General features: G+C 66.9%; 18 protein-coding genes. All 18 read right to left on the bottom strand.

The features are described 5' to 3' along the window. Positions 1-37 precede the first annotated feature (37 nt). Positions 38-958, bottom strand: a complete 921-nt coding sequence (locus ABDW61_RS12405) for a phage minor head protein (protein WP_343639014.1) — start codon at positions 956-958, stop codon at positions 38-40. Beyond that, on the bottom strand, positions 955-2,385 hold the full coding sequence (locus ABDW61_RS12400) for a phage portal protein (protein ID WP_343639012.1): 1,431 nt from the start codon (positions 2,383-2,385) through the stop codon (positions 955-957). Before ABDW61_RS12400 ends, ABDW61_RS12405 begins: the two co-directional genes overlap by 4 nt. 21 nt (positions 2,386-2,406) lie before the next feature. Continuing rightward, a complete protein-coding gene (gene terL / locus ABDW61_RS12395; RefSeq protein ID WP_343639011.1) occupies positions 2,407-3,825 on the bottom strand; it encodes a phage terminase large subunit in 1,419 nt (472 codons plus the stop codon). After that, on the bottom strand, positions 3,812-4,375 hold the full coding sequence (locus ABDW61_RS12390) for a Hin recombinase (RefSeq protein ID WP_343639009.1): 564 nt from the start codon (positions 4,373-4,375) through the stop codon (positions 3,812-3,814). The genes terL and ABDW61_RS12390 overlap by 14 nt, the downstream gene beginning before the upstream one ends. Further along, positions 4,354-4,881 carry a hypothetical protein gene (locus ABDW61_RS12385; protein ID WP_343639007.1) on the bottom strand — a complete coding sequence of 176 codons (528 nt, stop codon included), beginning with the start codon at positions 4,879-4,881 and terminating at the stop codon, positions 4,354-4,356. Before ABDW61_RS12385 ends, ABDW61_RS12390 begins: the two co-directional genes overlap by 22 nt. A 49-nt stretch (positions 4,882-4,930) precedes the next feature. Next, complete coding sequence (locus tag ABDW61_RS12380; RefSeq protein WP_343639005.1) at positions 4,931-5,602, bottom strand: recombination protein NinG; 672 nt, start codon at positions 5,600-5,602, stop codon at positions 4,931-4,933. 11 nt (positions 5,603-5,613) lie between these two features. Continuing rightward, entirely contained in the window at positions 5,614-5,832 is a 219-nt protein-coding gene (locus tag ABDW61_RS12375) for a hypothetical protein (protein WP_343639004.1), read from the bottom strand. Continuing rightward, positions 5,829-6,320 (bottom strand): recombination protein NinB, encoded by a 492-nt coding sequence (locus ABDW61_RS12370; RefSeq protein WP_343639002.1) that lies wholly within the window; start codon positions 6,318-6,320, stop codon positions 5,829-5,831. The genes ABDW61_RS12375 and ABDW61_RS12370 overlap by 4 nt, the downstream gene beginning before the upstream one ends. After that, complete coding sequence (locus ABDW61_RS12365; protein WP_343639001.1) at positions 6,317-6,559, bottom strand: hypothetical protein; 243 nt, start codon at positions 6,557-6,559, stop codon at positions 6,317-6,319. Before ABDW61_RS12365 ends, ABDW61_RS12370 begins: the two co-directional genes overlap by 4 nt. Next, positions 6,556-7,032 carry a hypothetical protein gene (locus tag ABDW61_RS12360; RefSeq protein WP_343639000.1) on the bottom strand — a complete coding sequence of 159 codons (477 nt, stop codon included), beginning with the start codon at positions 7,030-7,032 and terminating at the stop codon, positions 6,556-6,558. Before ABDW61_RS12360 ends, ABDW61_RS12365 begins: the two co-directional genes overlap by 4 nt. Continuing rightward, positions 7,029-7,592: a hypothetical protein gene (locus ABDW61_RS12355; protein ID WP_343638999.1), complete on the bottom strand. Its 564-nt coding sequence runs from the start codon at positions 7,590-7,592 to the stop codon at positions 7,029-7,031. Before ABDW61_RS12355 ends, ABDW61_RS12360 begins: the two co-directional genes overlap by 4 nt. Continuing rightward, entirely contained in the window at positions 7,589-8,932 is a 1,344-nt protein-coding gene (locus ABDW61_RS12350) for a replicative DNA helicase (RefSeq protein ID WP_343638998.1), read from the bottom strand. Before ABDW61_RS12350 ends, ABDW61_RS12355 begins: the two co-directional genes overlap by 4 nt. After that, the gene (locus tag ABDW61_RS12345) at positions 8,929-9,687 is read right to left on the bottom strand and encodes a hypothetical protein (RefSeq protein WP_343638997.1); all 759 of its coding nucleotides are present in this window, start codon (positions 9,685-9,687) and stop codon (positions 8,929-8,931) included. Before ABDW61_RS12345 ends, ABDW61_RS12350 begins: the two co-directional genes overlap by 4 nt. Next, positions 9,687-9,893 carry a hypothetical protein gene (locus ABDW61_RS12340; protein ID WP_343638995.1) on the bottom strand — a complete coding sequence of 69 codons (207 nt, stop codon included), beginning with the start codon at positions 9,891-9,893 and terminating at the stop codon, positions 9,687-9,689. The genes ABDW61_RS12345 and ABDW61_RS12340 overlap by 1 nt, the downstream gene beginning before the upstream one ends. Next, on the bottom strand, positions 9,890-10,267 hold the full coding sequence (locus ABDW61_RS12335) for a nucleoside 2-deoxyribosyltransferase domain-containing protein (protein ID WP_343638994.1): 378 nt from the start codon (positions 10,265-10,267) through the stop codon (positions 9,890-9,892). Before ABDW61_RS12335 ends, ABDW61_RS12340 begins: the two co-directional genes overlap by 4 nt. Positions 10,268-10,271: 4 nt before the next feature. Further along, a complete protein-coding gene (locus ABDW61_RS12330) occupies positions 10,272-11,123 on the bottom strand; it encodes a phosphoadenosine phosphosulfate reductase family protein (protein ID WP_343638993.1) in 852 nt (283 codons plus the stop codon). 163 nt (positions 11,124-11,286) lie between these two features. Continuing rightward, complete coding sequence (locus ABDW61_RS12325; protein ID WP_343638992.1) at positions 11,287-12,819, bottom strand: DNA cytosine methyltransferase; 1,533 nt, start codon at positions 12,817-12,819, stop codon at positions 11,287-11,289. Further along, a complete protein-coding gene (locus tag ABDW61_RS12320; RefSeq protein ID WP_343638990.1) occupies positions 12,816-13,136 on the bottom strand; it encodes a hypothetical protein in 321 nt (106 codons plus the stop codon). Before ABDW61_RS12320 ends, ABDW61_RS12325 begins: the two co-directional genes overlap by 4 nt. Positions 13,137-13,253 lie beyond the last annotated feature (117 nt).

Below are 13,253 nucleotides of genomic sequence, written 5' to 3'. Positions count from 1 at the left end.
CTGTATCGGGTCGGTACAGCACTGGGCCTGTGCGCGCTCACGCGGCCGGCGCCCAGTCCTTCAGTTCCTTCGCCATCGCCGCCTTGAGGCGGTCGGTGAGGATCGGCCTTCCGTTCTCGTCCAGCAAGCACTCGGTCTGCCCGCAATGGCAGCTGTACCGGTTGCCGCGCTCCGCGTAGAACTTGCGGACCTGCTCGGTCGTGTAGACCCGCCCGTGTCGGTCCGCGTGCCAGGGCCGCGTGGTGGGCAGGAGCGCGGAAGTCCAGAGCTCGGCGATGTTGAGGCCGAACTCCTCGGCCGCCTGATCGCTCTCAGCCCAACGCGCCTGGCGCAGGCTGTCGGTGATGTCGGTCTGGGCGAAGGCCTTGGCCTTGGAGCGCGACACGTCCAGGCGGGTCTGCAGAAGCGTCACCACCTCCTTGGGATTGCGGCCGTCGGCGACCGCGCTGCCGATGACCTGGGCCAGGTCGGACTTGATCTCGGCGCCCTGCCCCACCCAATGCTCGTAGGACTTCACCTGCGCGATGCCCACCCGGTTGCGGTAGGGCTCGGACATGACGATCTGCGCGAGGCTGCGCGCGGCAGCGTAGGCCTCGGACAGGTTGGTCAGGTTCGCCGCGGTCTGCGCGGTGCCCAGCTGCGACGCCTCGGACACGAACGGCGACCACCAGAAGGAGTTCGCCGACTGCCGGCCCGTGGCGATCCAGTAATCCAGCGCCGCCTGCAGCTCGCCGTTGAGCGCGGCCAGCTCCTCAGGGTTCAAGCCGTAGAGGACCGCGCGCGCGGCGGTGTCGTTCAGCGAGTAGGTCCGGATCCGGCCGAAGATGTCGAGCACTTGGCGCTCGAGCCCATCGAAGCGGCGGTTGATCTCCCGGACCGCCCGGCGGAGGATCGGCATCGAGCCGGTGCGCTCCTTCAGCGAGCCCGGGATGATCGGGTTGCGCGGACGGCGGTTCACTTCTTCGGCGCCGGGGTGGGAGCAGGCTTGGCGCCCTTGGTGTCATCGGGCTCGACGCGGGCGCCCGGGGCGTTGGGGTCCTGCGGTGGCGTCTCCTCGCGGAACTCGTCCCCGCCCCCATCCCGCTCCTCGTAGTCCGCCGCCTTGCGGATCTCTTCCGTGTCGAAGACGGGCGCGGTCGCGCCGCCGTCGAATGCGGTCTTGTTGATGGTGGCCATCTTCAGAGCCTTGTCGATCTTCTGCTCGTCGGTCGGCGCGCCGAGGTCCTTCCATTCGATCTCGAAGTCACCCGCCTCGAACACGCCGCAGGCCTGCATGCGCTGCACGAACTCGGTCAGCATGGGCGTGAGCTCGTTGCGCTGGCGCGCGGCGGCGCGGGCGTTCATCTCCTTCTGGTCCTCGTCGCTGGCCAGCCGGCCGGTCTGCTGGCCGAAGAGGATCGTGAAGGGGATGCCCACCGAGGCGCTGAAGAGGTTGGCCGCGATCTCGAACTGGGGCGAGAGGTTGGCGACCTGGGTCTGCAGGGTGTCGGCCTTGCCGCCCTGGATCACGATCGCGCTGTCCTGGCTGCGGTTGAGCTTGCGAGTCTGCTCCTCGTGGACCTCTCGGACCGACTTCGTGCCCGGCGTGCCGTCCGGGTTCGTTGTGATGGTCTGAGGCGCCGCGTTCGAGTCGTACTCGAACTTGATCGTGCGGGCGCTGTTCTTCAGCGCAGACTCCGCGCCGCCGCCGCTCAGCTTCTCAATGTCCACCAGGGCGTTGAAGCCGGCTTTCAGCAGCGGGACGCCCTCATAGAAGTCGTCGCTGTCGGCGCCCTCGGCCAGGATCTGCACCCGGCTGGGGTGGACGTCAACCCACTCGACCGGCTTGGCCTCGGCGTCCGTGGTGGAAGACTGGCTGCGGGTCCTGTACTGGAACATCCGCGGCTTGCCGTAGTTCTCGTAGTCGGTGGGGTCCGAGTGCCAGTCGGTGACCTTGATCTGGTCCTCGAAGAGCGGAACGATGTCGACCAGCTTGGAGGCCTTGAGCAGCGGCTCCCGAAGAGCCTTGCTGTCGGCGACGCGGTAGATCAGCGCGGCATAGCGCCCGATTAGGTTGCGCCGGTCAAAGCCCTGGAACTTCTGCCAGCCCTTGATGCCATCCAGGATCGCCAGCACCGACTTCTCCCACGGCGACTCCTCGTCGGCCTCCGGCTTCTTGATGCGCGGCCACTCGGCCCAGCACCGGGCGAGCAGCTTCTGCACCGCGCCGTGGCCCGCCCCGCCGCGCTCATACGCCCGCCGGAAGTCGTCGAAGCCGAGATGCTCCTTGTAGCCGTACTCGGTCCAGGCGCCGGGGCGCTTCGCATCGAGCCCGAAGCCGAGCTCCGCGATGAAGTCAGCTCGCGCGCGAGCGACGTCGTAGGTGTTGGTGGTGATCTCGGCCATGCGGCCGGATGCTAGGTAGGGTCAGGTGAAGATCCCAGCCGGCGCATGCAGCAGCGCGTTGAACCCGCGCGACGAGGCGTCGACCTGGTCGTCATTCAGGCCGTTCGGGAACAGCCGCAGTTCCTCGATGAAGTCGTTGTTCCAGGGCCCGCGCAGCATGAGCACGTTCCCGCCGTTCACCTGACTTGCGAAGGGCCGCGCGCGGACCACCTTGTCTCCGGATTCGAGGGTCGTCTCGACGTGGTGCCCGACGAGCATGCTCGTCATCGCGAGCGCCTGGCTCTTGCCGGCCTGGCCCGGGTCCTGGGGCAGCGACTGCTTGACCCGGCCGGCTCCGTCCGCCGCCGCGGTGTTGCGGATGAACTGGTCCCGCTTGGCCGTCCCGTACTGCCTCCGGTTCACGTCGGCGACGATGATCCGGCCGTCCTGCAGGATGCCGATCTTGGCGCTCGCGGTGTAGTCGCCCGCCCCCTCCGTAGCGGCCAAGTCCCACCCGCGCGCCCAACGGATGAAGCCAGCCGGCAGCACGTCGACGACCTGGATCATGTCGGGCAGGAACTCGCCGCCCTCGGCGGGGCTGGGCCGCTGCTGGAACTGGCCCGCCACGGCATACGGCCCCATGATCTTCTTGTCCCGCTCCACCACCTCGCGCGGGAAGCGCTCCGGGAACAGGAGCTCGCCCTGTTCCTTGCGCGGGTCCACGAAGCCGATGCTGGTGATCTTGCGCGGGCCCTCGTACTCCATGGGGAGGCACAGGTGCTCGTAGCCCATGTCCTCCGACGTGATGACGCCGGACACGTCCTTGACGCTCAGGCGCTGCATCACGATCAGGATGGCCGAGTCCTTCGGGCTGTTGAGACGGGTAGGCAGCGTCTCACGGAAGATCCGGTTCGCCTCCTCCAGGGCCGCGTCGCTGTGCGCGTCCTCCACGCTGTGCGGGTCGTCCCACAGCACGCGATCGCCGCGGCGGCCGGTCATCGACTTCACCGGGCAGGCCTGGCGCCATCCGGTCTTGTCGTTCTCGAAGTAGGTCTTGGCGTTCTGGTCGCCGGCCATCGCGGTCGGCCAGAGCGCCTGGAACCAGTCGGACTGGATCAGCCGGCGCATCTTCACGTTGTCGCGGATGGCGAGCTTCTCCTCGTGGGAGGCCCCGATGAAGCGCATGGCGGCCATGCCGCGCGGGCCCCACTCCCAGGCCGGCCAGAACACCGCGGTCGCCATCGACTTCATCGTCCCCGGCGGGATGTTGATCAGCAGGCGCTTGATCTGCCCCGTGGTGATCGCCTCGAGGTGCTCGCTGATCGCGTCCATGTGCCAGCCATGGATGTACGGCTGGCCAGGCTCCAGCACCGGCCACGCCCGGCGGATGAAGTTGCCCAGCTTGCGCCGGCAGAACTCCCGCTCTATGCCGAGCCAGTCTTCGTCGTTAAGCCTGAGCACGGGCGGCCATCAGTTCGGCCAGGGCCGAGTCGGAGAGCTTGGAAGGATCCACCGTCGGGGCCGGCGGGGCATCCTCGTTCAGCTTCTGGACCGATTCCTTGTTGGCGGCCAGCAGATTGAGCGCGATCGAGGCGGAGTCGTTGGCCAGCCTGCTCAGCACCATGACGCCCTTCAGGCTATCTCCCGACTTCAGGGGATCGGCATCGTCGATCTTCGCCACCTCGGAATTGGCCAGGGCATTCAGCCGGTGGGCAGTGGCGGCGCCATAGTGGGCTGCGCTGGCGAGGTTGTCGCTGATCGCCCTGAGCTTCGCTGCGAGGTTATGCGCAGTAATCTGCGCAGGAATCGGCAGTGCCTGAACTGCGCGCTCAGTCGCAACTATCTGATTCGCAACGGATTTGATCTGCTCGACCTGCGTAGATTTGCGGGCACGAATGGCCGCTTCGGAGACCTGGAACTCTCGGGCCAGCGCTCGGACCGCCTCCCCCTCCAGCATCCTCCGTTCGATGTCTGCCCACTGGGCGTCTGTCAGCTTCGAGCGTCGGCCCACACCCGGCTCCCCTTCGTCTTGAACTTCTGCTTCGGCGGCTTGGGCAGCTTCTGCCGGGCGCGGCGGCGCGCTTCCTTCTCGATCCACTCCTGGGTCTCTTGGACCCGCAGGGCGTGGTGCACCACATGGCCGACGTCCCGGACGATCTTGCGGTGGATCGGCTCGGGCTGGTCCTGGCGGGCGGAGCCCATGAGGTTGGACAGGCAGGCCGCGGCGCCGGCCGCAAAGATGCTCGCCGGGCCCATGCCCTTCGGGATCTCGCACTGGGAGGCGCTGGTCAGGCGGTGGACCGGGTAATCGTCCTCGTCGTCGTCCAGCACCAGGCGCGGGAGGATGTCGGCAGGCGCTTCCTCGGGCGCGAGGGTGAGCTGGGTGTACTCGGGCTCGTTGGCGGCCGGGCGGCGGACGCGCTGGCGCTTCACGACCTCGACGATGGACGCGACAAAGCCGCCGAACAGGTCCAACTGCTCGGCGGCCCCTCCCCAGGTTGCCGTCTGTACCGCCATGTGCTCCGCTCCTTCACGTGCGCATGGCGTGGGCATGCTAGGGAAAAATTCAGGCAGCGCGCGCGAATCCGTCGGCATCGTTGGCCGCAAACTTCTCCAGCGCCCGGGCCTTGAGCTTGTAGGCGTCCCGGATCTGGCGGTAGTCGTCGTGCTTCAGGTGCGGCATTGGGTGCGGGCCCTCCAGCTGCGCGACGACCTCCTCCCCGTAGCGGGCGACCATGCCGGCGCGGAAGCGGGTGTAGGTCGTGCCGCCCGTCCTGTTGCAGCCCTTGCGCTGGGCGTTGACGTTGCGCTCGTCGAAGGCGAGCTCCGGCCGCGCGCCGCGCGAGAGGAAGTGCCCTGCATCCACGTCGCCGCCGGTCAGGCTGCTCGTCCAGTTCAGCGGCTCGCCGCAGCAGATGCACGCATGGCCGGCGCGGCGATCGCGCAGGCGGATGTAGCGGTTGAACGCGGCCTGCGCTTCGGCGCGGAGTTCCTTGAGCCCCTTCAGCGCCTCCAGCTGGGCGCGCGTCTGCTTGCGGTCGTCGATCGCAGCGCGCGCGGCCGCGCGCTGGTTCACGATCCGCGCCAGCGCGGCCGCGCACTCCGGACCGCAAGCTTTGTGCGTCATCGACCGGCGGACGAAGCGGTTCTCGCAGCCTGGCGCCTTGCACTTGACCGGGCGCGGCGCCGGGCGGGCACCGTCGGCGGGCTTGGCGCGGAGCGGGGTCTTGCGGTTCATGGGCGAGCGCTTCATTTCGTCAGCAGCTCCCAGACGAACGGCCACATCGCGGCATCGAAGGCGGCGAGCAGGCCCCAGCCTATCCACTTGACCCTGGTCCATCCCGCTGCCATGCGGTCATGGTTCTTGTAGCTCATCAGGACTTCCCATCCGTCAGGCTCTCCCGTAAGCCAGTAAAGGGTCCCGTAGAGAAGCGCAACAGCGGCGAGCAATAGCTGCATCACGATCATGCGGCCTCCGAGCGCGGGCCTGCCGCATCGTTCGCCGCCTCGCGGCCCAGACTGGTGGGGCTCCACTTCACCCGCTGCTCGTCGCCGAGCGCGTGCAGGTAGGTCAGGTAGGCCCTGGCCAGCTCCATCGAGAACTCGGCGGACGTCACGGTCGTGATCAGGCGGCCCTGGATCAGCAACGCCCCAAGGGCGCGCCACTCCTCCCGGAACTCGTCCATCTCGCGCGTCTCCTCGAAGAAGGCGGCGAGCGTCATGCGCTTCCAGACCGCCGGCGTGTGGAGGCGCCCGTCGATCTCCACCTGCTTGGCGAGGTCCGTGAGGGCCGAGTGGTAGATCCTCTGCTGGTCGCGGCTCTGCGGGACGTAGGCCACGATGGTGACGCCGTGCGCGCTGTTGCGCATGATCGAGTTGACCTGACGCCCGAAGATGGCGAGCAGTTCCTTGCCCTCGGCGACGTTCGGAAGGTAGGTTCGGATGGCTTGGCTCATGCGGCCCTCGCGAGGTCAAAGACGGAGTTCGCGGCGGCCCACCGCGGGCTCGCCACCACGGGCAGCTCGGCGGCCCGCTCCCACAGGCCGCCACGCTGCACCACGACGCCCTGGTTCTCCAGGTTGATCAGGATCGAGAAGACGTCCTGCACCCGGTAGCGGCTCCCGCACTCGCCGGCGATCTGGAACTGATCCTTGGGCCCGGTCAGAGCCTTCAGCACGCGATGGGTGAGCCTCATGCGGCCTCCAGCACGGTGACGTTGGGATCGTTCACCGCCTGGGCGATCTTGCGTAGCACACGCTCTTCGGCCTGGCGGTATTCGTTGTTCGTGACGCCGGCCAGCGCGGCGGCCCACGCCACCTGCAGGTCGCGCAGCAACTGCAGCTCCGGCGCGCGCAGCGTCCGGATACCGCTGGCGCGGATTCGCCCGTGGACGTCGACCAGGTTCTTCTTCTGCTGGTCGAAGAAGCCGTCCTCGGCCTTCAGCAGCCTCATCGCCGCGAAGGCCTCGAGCATGTTGAGCACGTCGCAGATGTCGCGCCAGTGCCCGGTGCTCGCCTCGGCGCGGGCCGCCGCATCGACAGCAGCGCGCATGAGCTCGGCCTTGATGATCTGGTCGTCCTTGAGCAGCAGCGTCGCGCCCTTCATCGTCAGGAGGAACGACATGGGGTTGGCGCCGCGCGGGCGGTACTTCTTGCGAGGCTTGGTCATGCCGCATTTCTCCAGCCTGAGAGGTTGAACACGCTGAAGCCGTTGGCAGCCTCGGTGCGGAAGGTCCTGCCGATGCGCACGTTGCTGATGGCGGTCGTGCTCACGCCAAACTCCTTGGCCAGGTCGGTACCGAGCTTGGGGCTGGAGCGGATGTACTCGACGTCCTGCATGGTCAGCTTGCTCTTCGCTCGATTTGAGATCAGCGTCGCCGCCTTGCGGCGCGGGTTGTTGCGCAGCGTGCCTTGCTTCACATGGAAGGCGCATTCCTGCTTGCGAGTGCCCACGGCCACATGCTCCGGGTTCACGCACAGGGGGTTGCCGCACGTCCCGTAGGCGCGCTGCCCCTTCGGCAGGTCAGCGCCGCGCTCAAGGACCTTCGCGGCCCGGCGACCGTGGCTTGACTGTTCCAGGCCGGTGACAGGGTGGATCCAGTAGGCGCGCGGCTGGCCCTGGCTCTGCCCTCCCTTCCACACCCAGTGGCCCGTGAGATCGTCGACCACGCAACGCCCCATCAGGTCCTCGACCGTCTTGATGCTGTTCAGCCTCTTGCCCTTGTTCATTCGAAACCTCCTGCTCTTGCCTTGCTGCGTTGGAACTCGTCCAGCCGCCGCGTCGATTCCGACCACCGTTGACGCGCCCCGTCGAAGTTCATGACGAAGGCACCCTTCTTGCCGCCGCGGTTCTTCGCGACCTCGAATCCCACCGACCGCACCTCGGCGTCGAGCTCGTTCTCGAGCGGCCACATGAACCAGATGGCGTCGGCGTCCTGCTCGATCTCTCCCGAGTCCCGCAGGTCGCTCATCTGCGGGCGTTTGTCCGGGCGCTCATCCACCTTGCGGTTCAGCTGGGACAGCAGGATCACCGCGATGCCGAGTTGCTTGGCCAGCTTCTTCAGGCCTCGGCTCACGGAGCCGACCGCGGCGGAGCGGGTCTCGCCCTCGCCCTCGCACAGCTGCAGGTAGTCCACGAGGAGCACCTTCAGGCCGCGGACGTAGCGGGCCTTGGAGTTGATCGCGCGGAGCGTCAAGCTCGGCTCGTCGTCCACCCAGATCGGAGCGTTGCCCAGCTTGTCCACGCCCTCGGCCACCCTGCCCCATTCCTCCTCGGTCAGCTGGCCGGTCTGGATGTGCCCGTAGTCGATGCGACCCACGTTGGCCAGGGCCCGCTGCCCGATCTCCTCGTCTTCCATCTCCTGGTTCAGGTCCAGGCACGGCCGGCCGGCGGCGGCGTTCTGCTCCAGGATCTGCCAGGAGACGCTCGACTTGCCCACGCTCGGCCGCGCGGCGAGCACGTAGACCTTGCCCGCCCGCAGCCCGCCGTTGTGGTAGCGATCCAGGGTCGGAAAGCCCGTCGGCCACCCTGGCGTCGCCGAGCCCTCGGCCGCCGCGTTGATGCCATCGATGACGCGCAGCATGACGTCCGACATCGGCTTAGGCATCCGCGCGCTGTTGCTCGCGTCGATGCCGTTGAGCAGCCCGGCAATGGCGTCCAGTTTGGCCGAAAGCTCGCCGGGCCCACGCGCGATCTCCTGCGCCTCGTCCAGCTTGGCGAGCACGCCGCGCAGCTTGGCCTTCTCCTTGACGATCTCCGCGTGGCGCCGCACACGTGCCGCGCTGAAGACGCTGTGAGCCAGCGCGGTCAGGTAGGACAGCCCGCCGAAGGCCGGCTCATCCTGCTCGGCCTTCAGCAGCTCGTACGTGGAGACCAGGTCCGCCGGCTTGCAAGCGATGATCTGCCGCGCGAGCGCCTCGTAGACCAAGCGGTGCTCGCCGCGGTGGAAGTCGGACGCTTCGAGGAGTCCTCCCACCGCATCGAATGCCCCGTTGTCGAGCAGGATGGCACCCAGGACGCTCTGTTCGGCCTCGGGTGAGGCCAGGGTAGCCAGATGGTCGGCGGTCATGCGTCCACCGTCCTCTCGATGATGTGCTTGCGCCCCTTCTCGCCGATGATGAACTCGATGTCAGGCCGCCAATTGGCATGCCCTTCACCGCGACCAGTCCGGCCCATGATGAAGTCGTTGCTGCGCCCACGCTCGAAGTACTGCCCGATCCACGTCAGCGCCTGATCGGCGTCGTTGGCTCGCCGCTGCCCATCGCTCTTCGTCGAGGTGAGCACCCAGCGCCAGAAGGCCCGGACGGCGTCCTTCCGCTTCCCTTCCATGAGCCGGACCCCCGGGAGCTCTGGCAGCTTCTCGTGGTACAGCGCGACGATCTCGTCGAAGGGGCAGTTCGGCAGGTCGGGAGCGGCACGCTTCCGACGAGAAGAAGCGTTAGCTTCTTCGATACTCTTTCTCTTCTCTTTCTCTGTCTCTAGGCAAGCATCCTGCGAGCACGTTGCTAGCAGCTCGCTAGCTGCGCCATCTAAGTCGTTGTCCAGAATCAGGAATCCGCCACGAAGAAGGCCCTGAATCGCCTCGATCACGAGGTCCTCCGACTCCCGCAGCCGGTAAGCGATTCGACCCAGATCAAAGTCGACCGTACCGTCCGTGGATTCGCTCGCTAGCAGCCAGAGCATTGGCGCTAGCGCCTTGCTAGCAAGCGGCAAGCGCGCATAGTCGTAGTTGTCCAGCAACTTCTTGTGCAGCTTGATCCAGACCGGCGCCCGGTCCTTGTAGTGCTGAAAGTCGTCCCAGCTGCGGACGCGAAGGATCGCCATCAGATCCCCCTGCCAGCCTTGATGGCCCGATTGCGGTCCTCGTCGGCGCGCCGCTGCGCGACCGTCGGCAGCGTGGCCGGGCCATGGGCCTCGAGCTTCGCTTGGTTGATGGCGCTCAGCTTGCGACCGGCGGACGCCGCGGCGCGCTCGCGCTGGGTGTCCTGTCGGAGCTGGGAGACGTAGTCGGTGGAGAAGGCGTTGTTCACCAGATTTCCTCCAACGCCTCGATCGCGTGATCCAAGGAGTCGAAGCAGCGATTCGCGCAAGCACGGACCATGCCGAAGTAGCGCTGCCGCTGCGTGGTGTCCTCGCAGACGTACCAGATCGGCACTCCGGAGGCCTTGGCAAACCCGACTTCGAGATTGAGGCCGAAACCGCTCGGGTTCGCGCTGTCCATGTACGCCAGCACCAGATCGCTCCGGGCGACCCCGTTCAGGTCCCACTCGGTATAGGCCTTCTCGTCAAGAAGCCCATGGGACCGCGGGTCAATGAAGTCGACGTCCGGAAAGGCCGCAATGACGCGATCCTGCCAATGTGACTTCATGCCGCCAGCGAGATAGACGGTCGTCTTCAGATTCATGTGATCAATCTCCGCAGAAGCACGGAATTGCTTCTTCGTTGGGGTCGAACATGTCGGCCTGCTCAGCGGCGTACCGCTCGATGTCTGCGTAGCTGGGCCCGTCCTTCGTGAACCTAGCTCCCCGGCCGGTCGCGCCAGGAATCAGCGACCCGTCCTCGGCCTTCACCCACCAGGCAATGGGGTATCGACCAGCCTTTGCAATAGACAAGCGTTGGGCTGGCGGCTTGTTGAAACAGTAGACACAGTTGCCCTCGGTCGTCCGGCCGCGAGCGTCGGTGGCCAACTCCAGGTTGAACGATTGGGAGTTCCAGAAGCGATTGACCTCCTGGACGGACACCTTGGCGTCAGCCAGCGGCATGCACATCGTTTCGTCTTTGCTCTCGGTGCTGTGCCCGCGCGCGCGGATCTTCGAGACGCGGCGCTGCTCATCAGCTCGGATGCCGATGAACTGGTCCCACTCATCCCAGCCAAGCGTCCGCACGTAGCGGTGCATCGGCCTGATCTTCAGCTCCGAAGTGCAGAACCGTGTGACCGGATTCGGGAGATAGGACCGCTTCGTGATGATCGCCGTGAAAGGCTCGCCGTCGCGGCTCGCGCTCGCGTGGTCAACCAAGGCGAAGCCGGCTGCATCGTTGCGGTACTCGATCCATCGGATGGGCACCGCCCACTCGGTTGCGCAACGCGCCACAAACGCCAATGTCTCCTCTGCTTCGAGACCGGTGTTCGCGAACGCCACGACCGTATCGGCCGGGAGCCCGCCGTTCGATTGCAGCACGCGCCAGAGCATGTAGGCGCTGGTCCGGCCGCCGCTAAAGCTGATGCAGGTCGGGCCGTCGATCTTGAAAGGATCGCTCATTAGGACACCCTCCCCGCCCGGCGCATCTCGCGCGCCGACACCTCGCGACGCGGCGCGCGGACCGGCCAGAGCTCTCTGTCCTCGATGTGGAGACGGCTCCGGCGGGCCGGCTGCTGGCGGTCAGGGTCTCGCCGGATGACGGCGGGGACAGAAGGAACGGCGCTCATGCGGCCTCCCGAAGATTCAAACGTTGGACTTCGCGGTCGATTCGCTCGCCGATCCACCGCGCGCATGGCACCGCCCAGCTGTTACCGAGCGCCTTGTAGCGAGGGCCGTCAGGACACTCCGATGCGGGCTTGCCGCGCCACTGGATCGCCGTGTACCCGTCTGGGAAGCCCTGGAGTCGCTCGCACTCCGTCGGCGTCAGCCGCCTCACGGACATGCCAACCTGCAGTCCAATGGTCTGTCCATCGGTATCGAGCGGGCCCGTGCGGTCTCCGTATTGAAGGACATCAGACTGCCTGGCGTCGAAGGCGTGGGCGACTGCCATCTGGCCGCCACCGTTGGCATGGCTCTTCGCGTGGTTCATCGCGCGCAGGGTTGGCGCGAGGTCAGCCGTTGCATCGGCGCCGTGATCCTTGCTGCTGAAGGCGATGGCGGGCGGATGTGCGCCAGCGGCGAGCGGATGACACGGGTCGCCTGGCTTCGGTTTGCTGTAGTTGGCCGCGCTCGTGATCTGCGTGGTATCGAACGCCACAGGAACCAGCGGCGTGCCCCGCCCGGTTCCATCCTCGCTGGCGTCGAAGCCCTCGCCGCGTAGGCTGTGGGTGACGAAGGTCTCGGTCTCGAAGTCGTGGCGCCCGGTGCCGCCGTGGGCCGAGAGGGCCGAGGCTACATCGCGGGGACCGCTGATGCGGTTTCCGCCGTACGCGACGGGCTGGACGTGACCTCCGCAGGCTCCGTCGGTTCCGGGGAAGCCACCGCCCTCAGCGCGAGCGTCAAGGGTTGCGGCAGCCTCTTCCCCCGCTTTTCGGCTCGGCGCAGAATCCCGGCGCAGGCCGTCCCACTCAAAAAGAACCTGGGCGGGATCGAACCCGTCTCGAGCACTTGCGACAACGAACACACGGCGGCGTCGTTGGGCCAGTCCGAAATATTGGGCGTCCAGGGTCCGCCATGCGACTGCTCGCTGGGGTCCATACACAGCACCAGCGTTCGACCAGCTCGCGACGTGGCAGCCGAGCTTTCGATTCCACTTCCAGTGGCGTGATGACCGTCCGTCGGCTGGCCTGGGCTCTGGAGGTTCCAGCGCGCCATCTTCTCCGGCAAGGCCTGCCAGAAGGCACCCGAAGGCGTTGTCTTCGGTCGAGAGGACGCCGGGAACGTTTTCCCAGAAACCGATGCAGGAGGGCTTGCCTCGCATTCCTCGAACATGATCAATTGCATCGAGAAGCTCCACGAATTTGAGCGTGAGATTGCCGCGGTCGTCCGCGAGTGATTGGCGCAGGCCGGCGACGCTGAATGCCTGGCACGGCGTGCCGCCGCACAACATGTCCGGCGCTTCCACCTCGCCGAGCAGAACCGCCTTGGCGATCTGCGTCATGTCGCCGAGGTTGGGCACGTCGGGATAGTGGTGATCCAGGACAGCGCTCGGGAACTTCTCGATCTCGCTGAACCAGGCCGCCTTCCAGCCCAGAGGACCGAAGGCAACGCTCGCGGCCTCGATGCCGGAGCAGACAGATCCGAAGCGCAAGGTCATGCCGCAGCCTCCATGTGTTCATCGGGGACGTACTCCGGCAGAGGCACGGCGCCGTCGTTGGGATCGATCAGGTCATCAGCCTTGAGGCCATGCCCGTAGAGGCTCTGCGCGGCGCGGCGGCGCCAGTAATGCGTCGTGCCGCCATAGCCGTTCGTGTCCTTACACGGCTCTCCGACCATGGCCTCGCACTTCGGGCACGCGACCAGCGCGACGCTCTTGTCCGTGCGCAGGTAGCGCCCGCGCTCGTTGGGCACCTTGGCGAAGATGAAGCGGCCCTGACGATCCGGGTACGCGACGAGGGAGATCGCGTGCTTCATCGCTGCTTCTCCTGAGGCTGTGCGGGCTTCGTCGGCGCGGGCGGCATCGGAGCCGGGCACGCGTGCGCGCGGTGTCCTTGGCGACCGCAGGCACAGCAGCGGTTGTTCGGGTCGTCG

Source organism: Roseateles sp., assembly GCF_039595595.1.
GTDB lineage: Bacteria > Pseudomonadota > Gammaproteobacteria > Burkholderiales > Burkholderiaceae_C > Roseateles.
The sequence above is the reverse complement of the archived record's forward strand: the minus strand, read 5'-3'. Positions and strand labels throughout refer to the sequence as shown.

Coding starts and splice junctions, on each gene's coding strand:
- ABDW61_RS12365 (WP_343639001.1), bottom strand. CDS start 6,559: ATGAGGCTCACCCATCGCGTGCTGAAGGCTCTGACCGGGCCCAAGGAT.
- ABDW61_RS12345 (WP_343638997.1), bottom strand. CDS start 9,687: ATGGCGATCCTTCGCGTCCGCAGCTGGGACGACTTTCAGCACTACAAG.
- ABDW61_RS12320 (WP_343638990.1), bottom strand. CDS start 13,136: ATGAAGCACGCGATCTCCCTCGTCGCGTACCCGGATCGTCAGGGCCGC.
- ABDW61_RS12350 (WP_343638998.1), bottom strand. CDS start 8,932: ATGACCGCCGACCATCTGGCTACCCTGGCCTCACCCGAGGCCGAACAG.
- ABDW61_RS12360 (WP_343639000.1), bottom strand. CDS start 7,032: ATGACCAAGCCTCGCAAGAAGTACCGCCCGCGCGGCGCCAACCCCATG.
- ABDW61_RS12355 (WP_343638999.1), bottom strand. CDS start 7,592: ATGAACAAGGGCAAGAGGCTGAACAGCATCAAGACGGTCGAGGACCTG.
- ABDW61_RS12335 (WP_343638994.1), bottom strand. CDS start 10,267: ATGAATCTGAAGACGACCGTCTATCTCGCTGGCGGCATGAAGTCACAT.
- ABDW61_RS12385 (WP_343639007.1), bottom strand. CDS start 4,881: ATGGCGGTACAGACGGCAACCTGGGGAGGGGCCGCCGAGCAGTTGGAC.
- ABDW61_RS12370 (WP_343639002.1), bottom strand. CDS start 6,320: ATGAGCCAAGCCATCCGAACCTACCTTCCGAACGTCGCCGAGGGCAAG.
- ABDW61_RS12400 (WP_343639012.1), bottom strand. CDS start 2,385: ATGGCCGAGATCACCACCAACACCTACGACGTCGCTCGCGCGCGAGCT.
- ABDW61_RS12325 (WP_343638992.1), bottom strand. CDS start 12,819: ATGACCTTGCGCTTCGGATCTGTCTGCTCCGGCATCGAGGCCGCGAGC.
- ABDW61_RS12330 (WP_343638993.1), bottom strand. CDS start 11,123: ATGAGCGATCCTTTCAAGATCGACGGCCCGACCTGCATCAGCTTTAGC.
- ABDW61_RS12380 (WP_343639005.1), bottom strand. CDS start 5,602: ATGAACCGCAAGACCCCGCTCCGCGCCAAGCCCGCCGACGGTGCCCGC.
- ABDW61_RS12375 (WP_343639004.1), bottom strand. CDS start 5,832: ATGATCGTGATGCAGCTATTGCTCGCCGCTGTTGCGCTTCTCTACGGG.